We start from the raw sequence: 12,638 nt of genomic DNA on the forward strand, positions 1-12,638 counted from the left end.
AAGCGGTTTTTTTATAACAGCTTTTTACAATGAATGGCCGCTGTTGACCGCTTTACAGCCCGGCCTGGCGTTCGCCTTGATGCTGCACATCGCGTGCTTCGACCGTTTCGCGAGGGCGCCGCACCTTGAGTTCACTGACCACCACCGCGACCACGATCAGCAGGCCGCCGAGCAGCGCCACACCCGGCAGGCGCTCGCCAGCCAGGCGCCCAACGATGCCGGCCCACACCGGTTCACCGGCATAGATGAGCGTGGCGCGAGTAGGCGAAACCGACTTCTGTGCCCAGTTCATCGCCACTTGGATCACCGCACTCATTGCGCCCAGGCCGACTGCGCTGGCCAGCAACAGCCAGGAAAAGTCGGGGATGCGCTCCTGGGTCGGCACGATCATCAGAAACGCCAGCAACGATGCGGTGGCAAGTTGCACCACGGTAACCCGGCGCACATCGACCTGGCCGGCGTAGCGGCTGATCAGAATAATTTCACCGGCGATGGCCACGGCACTGACCAAGGTGACCAGCTCGCCCTCGCTGAAACGCAGGCTGCCCCCTTCCGGGCCAGCCAGCAGCATCAGGCCGATGAAAGCCAGGCAGATACCCATGCTGGGCATCAGGCCAGGCCGCCGCCCCAGCACCAACCACTGCAGCAGCGGCACGAACGGCACGTACAGCGCAGTGATGAACGCTGACTGGCTGCTGCTAATGGTTTGCAGGCCCATGGTCTGCAGGCCATAGCCGAGCATGATCGACACGCCGATCAGCATGCCTGCCTTCAGTTCGGTGAAGGTAAGGCCGGGCAGCGCTCGCGCCGAGACCACGCCAACGAACAGCGCGGCTGCCGCGAAGCGTAGACCGACGAAGAACATCGGGCCGCTGACGGTCATCACGTTGTGCACCAACAGGAAAGTGCCGCCCCACAACATGGTGATGAATACCAACACCAGTTCGGCCTTGCTCAGGCGGAAGGTGACGGCAGGGGTAGGCTTGCTGCTGGGCTGGTTCATGGTCTTGCACACTCGGAAAGGGCGGCGCACAATCGCCGCAAAAGTGGGCAGTATACTGCGCAATCCTGATCAGTGAGCAATATAGTGCACAAGGATTCTTCGCACCGGGCATCGGTGCTGCAACATGTCAGCCTCAATGTGCGCAGTCTGCGCAACGCTGCCGGCTTGAGTCAGGCGGCGCTCGCCGAGCGTTCAGGGGTCAGCCGGCGCATGCTGGTCGCGATCGAGGCGGGCGAGAAGAATGTCAGCCTGACCACATTGGACCTGATTGCCGAAGCCTTGGGCGTGGCCTTCAGTACCCTGATCCAGGCGCCAGACCTGCGCGACCCCGGGCGCATTGAAGAGCTGGCCTGGGCTGGTGAACACCCCCAGAGCAGAGCGGTGTTGCTGGGTAGCAGCCCGGCAAGGCGCGAGGTGGAACTTTGGGAATGGACCCTGGCACCGGGGGAGTGCTATTGCAGTGAGGCCGATGCCGAAGGCTGGAGTGAGCAGATTTACGTGGTCGATGGGCAGTTGACGCTGATCATCGAAGATGTCGAGCATCGCTTGCAGGCGGGGCGGTTCCATGTGTTCCCCAGCAATTGCCGGTATGCCTACCGCAACGATGGCGTGGCGGCTGTGCGGTTTGTGCGCAATGTGGTGATTTGAGTCTGCAGGCTTTGGGGCTGCTGTGCGGCCCCAAAGGTCTCAAGCCGATCAGTTTTTCAGCAGATCATCGGTCTTCACCACATTGGCATAGGCAAACGCCAACGCCGCCATCGCCGAGTCATGCACATGAGCCGCCGGCACCTGCTTGCCGTCGAACGCCAGTGGCAGGGTTGCGCAGGCATCGTGCGCCACGGTCACTTGATAGCCCAGATCGGCCGCAGCCCGGGTGGCGGCGTCAATGCACATGTGGCTCATGCTGCCGACGATGGTCAGCGCCTCGACGCCATGCCGGTCCAGCGTGTGCTCGAGATCGGTGCCGAGGAAGGCATTGACCTTGTGCTTGAGCACCACGGGCTCCCCCGGTAATGGCTCGACCTTGGCGTGGATGGCCGCGCCTTGCGAACCGGGGGTAAAGAATGGCGCATCGGCAGTGTCGAACTCATGCCGCACATGCACTATCAGGTCGCCGCGCTGGCGTGCTGCTGCCAGCAGGCGGGCAGCGTTGTCGGCCGCCTGGTCGGCACCATCGAGGGTCCATTTGCCGCCCGGGAAGTAGTCGTTCTGGATGTCGATGATGATCAGTGCCTGCTTGCTCATGCTGCCTCCTGTGGCAGTAGTCGTCGAGAGACGTTAGTTATAGGCTGTGTTTACTCACCTGAGGATTGGCGCGAACGACACTATGCGGGCAAAAACTGACACCTCAGCCTACCTGGATATCGGCTTGCTGCTGTACCCCGGCGTGCAGCGCGCTGCCGTGCATGGGCTGGCCGACCTGTTCCTTGTGGCCAACCGGGTTGCGGCTGAACTGGGGGCCGTCGAACTGCCGCACATTCGCGTCACTTGCTGGCAGGCAGATGAGACGGGGCAGTTGTTGGCAGCGTCGGATGGTTCATCTATCACCGCGCCGAGCCTGCGCGTACTGATCATTCCACCAAGCCTGGAGTCAGCTCCGCAGGCCGCGTTGCTCGAGCGTCACCGCGTGCCGCTGTGCCTGCTGCACGGGCGTGGTACGGTGCTGGCGTCGGTATGCATCGGTGTATTTTTCATTGCCGCCAGCGGTTTGCTCGACGGGCGCCCGGCCTGCACCCACTGGAACTATGTGCATGCGCTTGCCCAGCGTTTCCCCAAGGTGCGGGTAGAGGCCCAGCAGCCGTTGCTGGATGACGGCGACATCGTGACCTCGGCAGGTTTGATGGCCTGGACCGACCTGGGATTGCGTCTGCTGGAGCGTTTTGTGGGGGCTACGGTGGCACAGGAAACCGCCCGCTATCTGGCCGTCGATCCGGTTGCAGCGCCGCTGCCCGGAGCTGTATTCAACCCGCGTCTTGACCACGGCGATGAGGCGGTGTTGAAGGTGCAGCACTGGTTGCAGGGCAATGGCGGGCAGGATGCCGACCTGGCCACGATGGCTGCCTGCGCGGGGCTGGAGGAACGCACTTTCTTGCGGCGCTTTCGTGCCGCTACCGGGCTGCGCCCGACCGAGTATTGCCAGCAGGTTAGGGTTGGGCGGGCGTGCCGTTTGCTGGAGTTCACCCGGCGCAACGTCGAACAGATCGCGTGGGGAGTCGGCTACCAGGACCCGGGTGCGTTTCGCAAGGTGTTCCAGCGGGTCACCGGCCTTACCCCGAGTGATTATCGGCGACGGTTTGCGGTGTCCGGCCAGGGTATGTAGAAACCACTTGACCTTGACTTTACTTGAGGTTTTACCCTGCACGGCATCGCGCTGCATGCGTCCGTAGCCAGGAGACTGTCGATGTTGGCAAAACCTCATGCCTTGTGGTTCACCCAGATGATCGAATACGAAGTGCCCAGTATGTGCCAGCAGGCATTGGCCCAGGCCCTGGTGGTGCGTAGTGAAGCGCTGGCTGCGCGGTGCGAAGGGCTGCAGGGTGTGAGTATCCAGGCCAGCGACGATGGCAGCCGGGTGTTGCAATACCTGCAATGGCAGTCACGCCAGGCCTGGGCTGCGGCAGCCGCGCACTTCGTCGAGGCGTCGTTTCTTGACCTGTTGGGCAAGCATCAGGCACGAGGCGTCAACTTCGCCGCCTACCAGGCCCTGCGCAGCCTGGTGCGCGGGGACGATGGCGTCCTGCATTGCCAGGTGGGCGGGCCTCAGGCATACCAAGGTGCGTAGCGCTGTGTGCAATGATTGTGCTGCATGTGAAGTCTTCGTCCTGGGGCGTTCAGCGGAACTTGATCAATGATCCTTGCCCGGTTGTAGGAAGTGTCCTATTGGCACAGGGCGTGGCGGGCAATGCATGCCGTATCTTGGTCGTCGCGATTGCAGCGCTCTGGCGGCTGTTCCATTATCGGTCTATTGGATAAACCGTTATGAAGCCGCAGGAGAGCGCATGAACGTCCAGACGACCCTTGAGCAAAGCGTGCCGCAGCGACTGGTGCACGTGCGCCAAGCCATGGCGGCAGAGGGCATCGATGCCTTGCTGGTACCCTCTGCCGATCCCCATCTTTCCGAATACCTGCCCGGTTACTGGCAGGGGCGTCAGTGGCTTTCGGGGTTTCAGGGCTCGGTCGGTACGTTGGTGGTCACCCCCGGGTTTGCCGGGTTGTGGGTCGATAGCCGGTACTGGGAGCAGGCGGCTCACGAGCTGGAGGGCAGCGGCATCGAACTGATGAAACTGTTGCCGGGCAAACCCGGGGCGCTGGAATGGTTGGGCGAAAACATCGCGCCCAACGGTCGCGTGGCAGTGGATGGTGCGGTCATGGCCCTGGCTTCGGCGCGCCAACTGGGTGAGCGGCTGAAGGCGCGTGGAGCGCAGCTGGTGACTGACATGGACCTGCTGGGTCAGGTCTGGGATGGGCGCCCGGCGCTGCCAGGTAACCCGGTGTACCAGCACTTGCCGCCACACGCCACGGTGAGCCGGGCGGAAAAGCTCGCGCAATTGCGCCAGGGCATCCAGGCCAAGGGGGCCGACTGGCACTTCATCGCGACCCTGGATGACATTGCCTGGCTGTTCAACCTGCGCGGAAGCGATGTCTCCTACAATCCGGTTTTCCTGGCCTTTGCCCTGATCAATCAGCAGCAGGCCATCCTGTTCGTGGGCCAGGACAAGGTGGACGCGCACCTGCGTCAGGTGCTGGAGGTCGACGGCATCGAGGTGCGTGACTACAGTGAAGCAGGCAAGGCGCTAGGCACCGTTCCCGCGGGGGCGCGGCTGCTGGTGGATCCGGCCCGGGTCACCTGCGGCCTGCTGGACAGCTTGGTGGCAGAGGTGGTGCTTGTCGAGGGGCCCAACCCCACCACGCTGAGCAAGTCTTGCAAGGGTGACGACGACCTGGTGCACATTCGCCAGGTCATGGAGCAGGACGGCGCAGCCTTGTGCGAGTTTTTCGCCTGGTTCGAGGCGAACCTCGGCCGGGAGGTCATTACCGAGCTGACGGTTGACGAGCAATTGAGCGCCGCGCGTGCTCGGCGGCCGAACTTCGTGTCGCTGAGCTTTTCTACCATCGCCGCCTTCAATGGCAATGGCGCGATGCCACACTACCGTGCCACCGAGCAGTCGCATGCGCTCATCGAGGGTAATGGCTTGCTGCTGATCGACTCGGGCGGTCAATACCTGGGCGGCACTACCGACATCACCCGCATGGTGCCGGTCGGTAGTCCCAGCCAGGCACAGAAGCAGGACTGCACCCGTGTGCTCAAGGGCATGATTGCCCTGTCGCGTGCCACGTTCCCGCGGGGGGTGCTGTCGCCGTTGCTCGACGCTATTGCCCGGGCGCCGATCTGGGCTGACCAGGTCGATTATGGCCATGGTACCGGCCACGGGGTGGGCTACTTCATGAACGTGCATGAGGGGCCTCAAGTGATCGCCTACCAGGCGGCACCTGCACCGCAGACGGCGATGCAAGCGGGGATGATCAGCTCGATCGAGCCGGGTACGTACCGCCCGGGGCAGTGGGGTGTACGCATCGAGAACCTGGTGGTCAACCGCGAAGCAGGAAAGAGTGCCTTCGGTGACTTCCTGCAATTCGAGACCTTGACCCTGTGCCCTATCGACACCCGCTGTCTGTTGCCCGAGTTGCTGACCAAGGAAGAGGTGGAGTGGCTGAACAGCTATCACGCCCGCGTGCGTGAGCGCCTGGCACCCTTGCTACAAGGGGATGCGCTAGCTTGGTTGGAGGTGCGTACCGCACCGCTGTAACGCAGATGAAAAAGGGCAGTTTGCGAGCTGCCCTTTTCTCTATTTACAGATGATGATCATGCTACGGCTGGTGTAACCCGCAGGGTTTATGCCGAACAAGTAGTCACCGGCTTCCTCATCGCTATCGCCCGAGCGTGCAATGACCCGGTAGCCGCGCGTGCTGCAGGAGCTTGCGGCCTTGCTGTAGCAATTCTCCCATGAGGAAGAAAGGCCGGAGCAATTGATATGCAGGCCCTTCTTGCCCCTTTTGACCTCGGTCTTGGCTGTGGCGGCACATCCAGCAATAGCCAAGATGGCCAGGATGAGAAAAATTCGTTTCATTCCTGTCCTTAAATGCAGGGCAAATCATTTGTCACGACCCTGTCGTTGTCGCTTCGGTTCTTCCTGAACCTTCCCCAGCGTCCGTGTTCGGCCCAGTAGATAGCGTAAAGATGATGATTCTGTGACAGCTTAATCAGCGAGACGGGCTGCTACAATCACTAATCCTTTCTCAAATGAAAATATTTCTCATATCAGTCTGCTGCGATCGCCGGGCTGGGCGCCTTGCGCATGGACAGGGTGGTGCCGACCGAGGCGGTAATGATTGCCAGAATCGCCAGCCATTGAGTAAGCGTCAGCACTTCGCCAAGGAACAGCAGGCCGGACAATGCGCCAAATGCCGGTTCGATGCTCATCAGGGTGCCGAACGTGCGCGCCGGAATTCGCGTGAGGGCAACCATTTCCAGGCTGTATGGCAGCGCGGTGGACAGTATTGCAACCGCCAACGCCATGGGGATCACTGCAGGTGTGAGCAGGGCGCTACCGGCGTGGGCGATGCCGATGGGGGCGACGAACAGGGCCGCAACTACCACCCCCAGGGCCGCGCTCTGGATGCCGTGCTCGGCCCCTGCACGTTGTCCGAACAGGATGTACAGCGCCCAGCACACACCCGCCCCCAGCGCATAGGCGGCGCCCACTGGGTCGAGTGCCTGGCCGCTGTGGCCTGCCGGCAGTAACAGCAGCAGGCCGGCGATGGCCAGGGCAATCCACAGGAAATCGATCGGTCGCCGCGAGGAGAAGATCGCCACGGCCAACGGGCCAGTGAATTCCAGGGCGACGGCGATACCGATCGGTACTGTCTGCAAGGCCATATAAAAGAGGAAGTTCATGCCACCCAGCGCCATGCCGTAGATGACCACGTTGCGCAACGTGTTGGCGGTCATGCGTACCCGCCACGGGCGCAATATAAGCAGCATGATGATGCTGGCGAAAATCAGGCGCAGGGCGGTGGTGCCTTGTGCGCCGATGATCGGGAACATGCTTTTGGCCAGAGAGGCGCCGGACTGAATCGATGCCATGGCGATAAGCAGTAGGCCGATCGGGAAAAGGGTGGCGGCCAGGCTGCGGGGCTGGGTGTTCATTTAAGTGCGGCAATCCTTGGGTGGGGAGGTGGTGAGCAATATAGTGCGCAATTGGTGGGGTGGGTGGTAGCCCTCAAGCGGGTTTGGCAGAAATATTTCAACTCATTGAAATTAAAGGTTGACCTTCTCGATAGCCTCCCTATAATGCGCACCACTCCAACGCGGTAGCGAAGCAAGGCTAGCGACTGTGTTGAGTCAAGTGTTTGAAGTGAAACGAGTTTCTCGCAAAAAACTTCAAAATAAACGCTTGACAGGCTATGAGGAAAGCGTAGAATGCGCACCTCGGTTGAGGCGAAAAGCTCTTAACCAAATGCTCTTTAACAAATCGAATCAAGCAATTCGTGTGGGTGCTTGTGAGTACGGACTGATAGTCAAAAAGATTATCAGCATCACAAGTGGCCATGCGAGAAATCACATAGTCATTTGAGATTGCTGAGCCAAGTTTAGGTTTTCTTAAAAACCCAAGCAGTATTGAACTGAAGAGTTTGATCATGGCTCAGATTGAACGCTGGCGGCAGGCCTAACACATGCAAGTCGAGCGGATGACGGGAGCTTGCTCCTTGATTCAGCGGCGGACGGGTGAGTAATGCCTAGGAATCTGCCTGGTAGTGGGGGACAACGTTTCGAAAGGAACGCTAATACCGCATACGTCCTACGGGAGAAAGCAGGGGACCTTCGGGCCTTGCGCTATCAGATGAGCCTAGGTCGGATTAGCTAGTTGGTGGGGTAATGGCTCACCAAGGCGACGATCCGTAACTGGTCTGAGAGGATGATCAGTCACACTGGAACTGAGACACGGTCCAGACTCCTACGGGAGGCAGCAGTGGGGAATATTGGACAATGGGCGAAAGCCTGATCCAGCCATGCCGCGTGTGTGAAGAAGGTCTTCGGATTGTAAAGCACTTTAAGTTGGGAGGAAGGGCAGTAAGTTAATACCTTGCTGTTTTGACGTTACCGACAGAATAAGCACCGGCTAACTCTGTGCCAGCAGCCGCGGTAATACAGAGGGTGCAAGCGTTAATCGGAATTACTGGGCGTAAAGCGCGCGTAGGTGGTTTGTTAAGTTGGATGTGAAAGCCCCGGGCTCAACCTGGGAACTGCATCCAAAACTGGCAAGCTAGAGTACGGTAGAGGGTGGTGGAATTTCCTGTGTAGCGGTGAAATGCGTAGATATAGGAAGGAACACCAGTGGCGAAGGCGACCACCTGGACTGATACTGACACTGAGGTGCGAAAGCGTGGGGAGCAAACAGGATTAGATACCCTGGTAGTCCACGCCGTAAACGATGTCAACTAGCCGTTGGAATCCTTGAGATTTTAGTGGCGCAGCTAACGCATTAAGTTGACCGCCTGGGGAGTACGGCCGCAAGGTTAAAACTCAAATGAATTGACGGGGGCCCGCACAAGCGGTGGAGCATGTGGTTTAATTCGAAGCAACGCGAAGAACCTTACCAGGCCTTGACATGCAGAGAACTTTCCAGAGATGGATTGGTGCCTTCGGGAACTCTGACACAGGTGCTGCATGGCTGTCGTCAGCTCGTGTCGTGAGATGTTGGGTTAAGTCCCGTAACGAGCGCAACCCTTGTCCTTAGTTACCAGCACGTTATGGTGGGCACTCTAAGGAGACTGCCGGTGACAAACCGGAGGAAGGTGGGGATGACGTCAAGTCATCATGGCCCTTACGGCCTGGGCTACACACGTGCTACAATGGTCGGTACAGAGGGTTGCCAAGCCGCGAGGTGGAGCTAATCTCACAAAACCGATCGTAGTCCGGATCGCAGTCTGCAACTCGACTGCGTGAAGTCGGAATCGCTAGTAATCGCGAATCAGAATGTCGCGGTGAATACGTTCCCGGGCCTTGTACACACCGCCCGTCACACCATGGGAGTGGGTTGCACCAGAAGTAGCTAGTCTAACCTTCGGGAGGACGGTTACCACGGTGTGATTCATGACTGGGGTGAAGTCGTAACAAGGTAGCCGTAGGGGAACCTGCGGCTGGATCACCTCCTTAATCGACGACATCAGCCTGCTGATGAGCTCCCACACGAATTGCTTGATTCATTGTCGAAGACGATCAAGACCCTATATAGGTCTGTAGCTCAGTTGGTTAGAGCGCACCCCTGATAAGGGTGAGGTCGGCAGTTCAAATCTGCCCAGACCTACCAATATGCGGGGCCATAGCTCAGCTGGGAGAGCGCCTGCCTTGCACGCAGGAGGTCAGCGGTTCGATCCCGCTTGGCTCCACCACTTAGTGTACCTCGATCAAACTCAGAAATGAGCATTCGCATCGAATGTTGATTTCTGGCTTTTGTCAGATCGTTCTTTAAAAATTCGGATATGTGATAGATATAGACTGAACACCAGTTTCACTGCTGGTGGATCAGGCTAAGGTAAAATTTGTGAGTTCTGCTCGAAAGAGCGACGTACGAATTTTCGGCGAATGTCGTCTTCACAGTATAACCAGATTGCTTGGGGTTATATGGTCAAGTGAAGAAGCGCATACGGTGGATGCCTTGGCAGTCAGAGGCGATGAAAGACGTGGTAGCCTGCGATAAGCTTTGGGGAGTCGGCAAACAGACTGTGATCCAGAGATCTCTGAATGGGGGAACCCACTCAGCATAAGCTGAGTATCTTGTACTGAATACATAGGTGCAAGAGGCGAACCAGGGGAACTGAAACATCTAAGTACCCTGAGGAAAAGAAATCAACCGAGATTCCCTTAGTAGTGGCGAGCGAACGGGGACCAGCCCTTAAGTTGGTTTGAGATTAGTGGAACGCTCTGGAAAGTGCGGCCATAGTGGGTGATAGCCCCGTACACGAAAATCTCTTGTCAATGAAATCGAGTAGGACGGAGCACGAGAAACTTTGTCTGAATATGGGGGGACCATCCTCCAAGGCTAAATACTACTGACTGACCGATAGTGAACCAGTACCGTGAGGGAAAGGCGAAAAGAACCCCGGAGAGGGGAGTGAAATAGAACCTGAAACCGTATGCGTACAAGCAGTGGGAGCCTACTTTGTTAGGTGACTGCGTACCTTTTGTATAATGGGTCAGCGACTTATATTCAGTGGCGAGCTTAACCGAATAGGGGAGGCGTAGCGAAAGCGAGTCTTAATAGGGCGTTTAGTCGCTGGGTATAGACCCGAAACCGGGCGATCTATCCATGGGCAGGTTGAAGGTTAGGTAACACTGACTGGAGGACCGAACCGACTACCGTTGAAAAGTTAGCGGATGACCTGTGGATCGGAGTGAAAGGCTAATCAAGCTCGGAGATAGCTGGTTCTCCTCGAAAGCTATTTAGGTAGCGCCTCATGTATCACTGTAGGGGGTAGAGCACTGTTTCGGCTAGGGGGTCATCCCGACTTACCAAACCGATGCAAACTCCGAATACCTACAAGTGCCGAGCATGGGAGACACACGGCGGGTGCTAACGTCCGTCGTGAAAAGGGAAACAACCCAGACCGTCAGCTAAGGTCCCAAAGTCATGGTTAAGTGGGAAACGATGTGGGAAGGCTTAGACAGCTAGGAGGTTGGCTTAGAAGCAGCCACCCTTTAAAGAAAGCGTAATAGCTCACTAGTCGAGTCGGCCTGCGCGGAAGATGTAACGGGGCTCAAACCATGCACCGAAGCTACGGGTATCATCTTATGATGATGCGGTAGAGGAGCGTTCTGTAAGCCTGTGAAGGTGAGTTGAGAAGCTTGCTGGAGGTATCAGAAGTGCGAATGCTGACATGAGTAACGACAATGCGAGTGAAAAACTCGCACGCCGAAAGACCAAGGTTTCCTGCGCAACGTTAATCGACGCAGGGTTAGTCGGTCCCTAAGGCGAGGCTGAAAAGCGTAGTCGATGGAAAACAGGTTAATATTCCTGTACTTCCAGTTATTGCGATGGAGGGACGGAGAAGGTTAGGCCAGCCTGGCGTTGGTTGTCCAGGTTTAAGGTGGTAGGCTGGAATCTTAGGCAAATCCGGGATTTCAAGGCCGAGAGCTGATGACGAGTTGCCTTTAGGCGACGAAGTGGTTGATACCATGCTTCCAAGAAAAGCTCCTAAGCTTCAGATAACTGGGAACCGTACCCCAAACCGACACAGGTGGTTAGGTAGAGAATACCAAGGCGCTTGAGAGAACTCGGGTGAAGGAACTAGGCAAAATGGCACCGTAACTTCGGGAGAAGGTGCGCCGGCGAGGGTGAAGGACTTGCTCCGTAAGCTCATGCCGGTCGAAGATACCAGGCCGCTGCGACTGTTTATTAAAAACACAGCACTCTGCAAACACGAAAGTGGACGTATAGGGTGTGACGCCTGCCCGGTGCCGGAAGGTTAATTGATGGGGTTAGCGCAAGCGAAGCTCTTGATCGAAGCCCCGGTAAACGGCGGCCGTAACTATAACGGTCCTAAGGTAGCGAAATTCCTTGTCGGGTAAGTTCCGACCTGCACGAATGGCGTAACGATGGCGGCGCTGTCTCCACCCGAGACTCAGTGAAATTGAAATCGCTGTGAAGATGCAGTGTATCCGCGGCTAGACGGAAAGACCCCGTGAACCTTTACTATAGCTTTGCACTGGACTTTGAATTTGCTTGTGTAGGATAGGTGGGAGGCTTTGAAGTGGGGACGCCAGTTCTCATGGAGCCATCCTTGAAATACCACCCTGGCAACTTTGAGGTTCTAACTCAGGTCCGTTATCCGGATCGAGGACAGTGTATGGTGGGTAGTTTGACTGGGGCGGTCTCCTCCCAAAGAGTAACGGAGGAGTACGAAGGTGCGCTCAGACCGGTCGGAAATCGGTCGTAGAGTATAAAGGCAAAAGCGCGCTTGACTGCGAGACAAACACGTCGAGCAGGTACGAAAGTAGGTCTTAGTGATCCGGTGGTTCTGTATGGAAGGGCCATCGCTCAACGGATAAAAGGTACTCCGGGGATAACAGGCTGATACCGCCCAAGAGTTCATATCGACGGCGGTGTTTGGCACCTCGATGTCGGCTCATCACATCCTGGGGCTGAAGCCGGTCCCAAGGGTATGGCTGTTCGCCATTTAAAGTGGTACGCGAGCTGGGTTTAGAACGTCGTGAGACAGTTCGGTCCCTATCTGCCGTGGACGTTTGAGATTTGAGAGGGGCTGCTCCTAGTACGAGAGGACCGGAGTGGACGAACCTCTGGTGTTCCGGTTGTCACGCCAGTGGCATTGCCGGGTAGCTATGTTCGGAAGAGATAACCGCTGAAAGCATCTAAGCGGGAAACTTGCCTCAAGATGAGATCTCACTGGGATCTTGAATCCCCTAAAGGGCCGTCGAAGACTACGACGTTGATAGGTTGGGTGTGTAAGCGCTGTGAGGCGTTGAGCTAACCAATACTAATTGCCCGTGAGGCTTGACCATATAACACCCAAGCAATTTGCTGACGCAGGTTGCGGTGGTGAAGACGAAAGACCC

Annotated in this window: 8 protein-coding genes, 2 tRNA genes and 2 rRNA genes; 8 read left to right on the forward strand and 4 right to left on the reverse strand. The window is 57.6% G+C overall.

The window, feature by feature from the left end:
- Positions 1-52 precede the first annotated feature (52 nt).
- On the reverse strand, positions 53-1,003 hold the full coding sequence (locus tag J3A98_RS06365) for a DMT family transporter (protein ID WP_176684922.1): 951 nt from the start codon (positions 1,001-1,003) through the stop codon (positions 53-55).
- An 84-nt stretch (positions 1,004-1,087) separates the two neighbouring features.
- Between J3A98_RS06365 and J3A98_RS06370 the strand changes: the two genes are divergently transcribed.
- Positions 1,088-1,651 carry an XRE family transcriptional regulator gene (locus J3A98_RS06370; protein WP_176684923.1) on the forward strand — a complete coding sequence of 188 codons (564 nt, stop codon included), beginning with the start codon at positions 1,088-1,090 and terminating at the stop codon, positions 1,649-1,651.
- A 48-nt stretch (positions 1,652-1,699) separates the two neighbouring features.
- On the opposite strand, the gene J3A98_RS06375 is transcribed toward J3A98_RS06370, so the two are convergent.
- Positions 1,700-2,248 carry a cysteine hydrolase family protein gene (locus J3A98_RS06375; RefSeq protein WP_176684924.1) on the reverse strand — a complete coding sequence of 183 codons (549 nt, stop codon included), beginning with the start codon at positions 2,246-2,248 and terminating at the stop codon, positions 1,700-1,702.
- 82 nt (positions 2,249-2,330) lie between these two features.
- Here J3A98_RS06375 and J3A98_RS06380 point away from each other — a divergent pair, with 82 nt between their 5' ends.
- The 3 genes from J3A98_RS06380 to J3A98_RS06390 all read left to right on the forward strand — a co-directional run bounded on the left by J3A98_RS06380 (position 2,331) and on the right by J3A98_RS06390 (position 5,811).
- On the forward strand, positions 2,331-3,323 hold the full coding sequence (locus J3A98_RS06380) for a helix-turn-helix domain-containing protein (protein WP_209964804.1): 993 nt from the start codon (positions 2,331-2,333) through the stop codon (positions 3,321-3,323).
- A gap of 81 nt (positions 3,324-3,404) precedes the next feature.
- Positions 3,405-3,785 carry an antibiotic biosynthesis monooxygenase gene (locus tag J3A98_RS06385; protein WP_209964806.1) on the forward strand — a complete coding sequence of 127 codons (381 nt, stop codon included), beginning with the start codon at positions 3,405-3,407 and terminating at the stop codon, positions 3,783-3,785.
- A gap of 217 nt (positions 3,786-4,002) precedes the next feature.
- Positions 4,003-5,811, forward strand: coding sequence for an aminopeptidase P family protein (locus tag J3A98_RS06390; protein ID WP_209964808.1), 1,809 nt, complete (start codon positions 4,003-4,005; stop codon positions 5,809-5,811).
- A gap of 39 nt (positions 5,812-5,850) precedes the next feature.
- Here J3A98_RS06390 and J3A98_RS06395 read toward each other — a convergent pair whose 3' ends face one another.
- Positions 5,851-6,132: a hypothetical protein gene (locus J3A98_RS06395; protein WP_209964811.1), complete on the reverse strand. Its 282-nt coding sequence runs from the start codon at positions 6,130-6,132 to the stop codon at positions 5,851-5,853.
- 191 nt (positions 6,133-6,323) lie between these two features.
- Positions 6,324-7,211, reverse strand: coding sequence for a threonine/homoserine exporter RhtA (gene rhtA, locus J3A98_RS06400; protein ID WP_209964813.1), 888 nt, complete (start codon positions 7,209-7,211; stop codon positions 6,324-6,326).
- 473 nt (positions 7,212-7,684) lie between these two features.
- Between rhtA and J3A98_RS06405 the strand changes: the two genes are divergently transcribed.
- From J3A98_RS06405 to J3A98_RS06420, 4 genes are all read left to right on the forward strand, one after another.
- A 16S ribosomal RNA gene (locus J3A98_RS06405) occupies positions 7,685-9,221 on the forward strand.
- A 77-nt stretch (positions 9,222-9,298) separates the two neighbouring features.
- Positions 9,299-9,375 (forward strand) — tRNA-Ile (locus tag J3A98_RS06410).
- Between the two features lie 6 nt (positions 9,376-9,381).
- Positions 9,382-9,457: transfer RNA gene (locus J3A98_RS06415), tRNA-Ala, on the forward strand.
- A gap of 234 nt (positions 9,458-9,691) precedes the next feature.
- Positions 9,692-12,584, forward strand: a 23S ribosomal RNA gene (locus J3A98_RS06420).
- Together the 16S and 23S rRNA genes with 2 tRNA genes alongside form the textbook arrangement of a ribosomal RNA operon.
- Positions 12,585-12,638: the final 54 nt, after the last annotated feature.

Source organism: Pseudomonas sp. BP6 (assembly GCF_017875935.1).
GTDB lineage: Bacteria > Pseudomonadota > Gammaproteobacteria > Pseudomonadales > Pseudomonadaceae > Aquipseudomonas > Aquipseudomonas putida_Y.

Coding starts and splice junctions, on each gene's coding strand:
- J3A98_RS06395 (WP_209964811.1), bottom strand. CDS start 6,132: ATGAAACGAATTTTTCTCATCCTGGCCATCTTGGCTATTGCTGGATGT.
- J3A98_RS06375 (WP_176684924.1), bottom strand. CDS start 2,248: ATGAGCAAGCAGGCACTGATCATCATCGACATCCAGAACGACTACTTC.
- J3A98_RS06380 (WP_209964804.1), top strand. CDS start 2,331: ATGCGGGCAAAAACTGACACCTCAGCCTACCTGGATATCGGCTTGCTG.
- J3A98_RS06390 (WP_209964808.1), top strand. CDS start 4,003: ATGAACGTCCAGACGACCCTTGAGCAAAGCGTGCCGCAGCGACTGGTG.
- J3A98_RS06385 (WP_209964806.1), top strand. CDS start 3,405: ATGTTGGCAAAACCTCATGCCTTGTGGTTCACCCAGATGATCGAATAC.
- J3A98_RS06365 (WP_176684922.1), bottom strand. CDS start 1,003: ATGAACCAGCCCAGCAGCAAGCCTACCCCTGCCGTCACCTTCCGCCTG.
- rhtA (WP_209964813.1), bottom strand. CDS start 7,211: ATGAACACCCAGCCCCGCAGCCTGGCCGCCACCCTTTTCCCGATCGGC.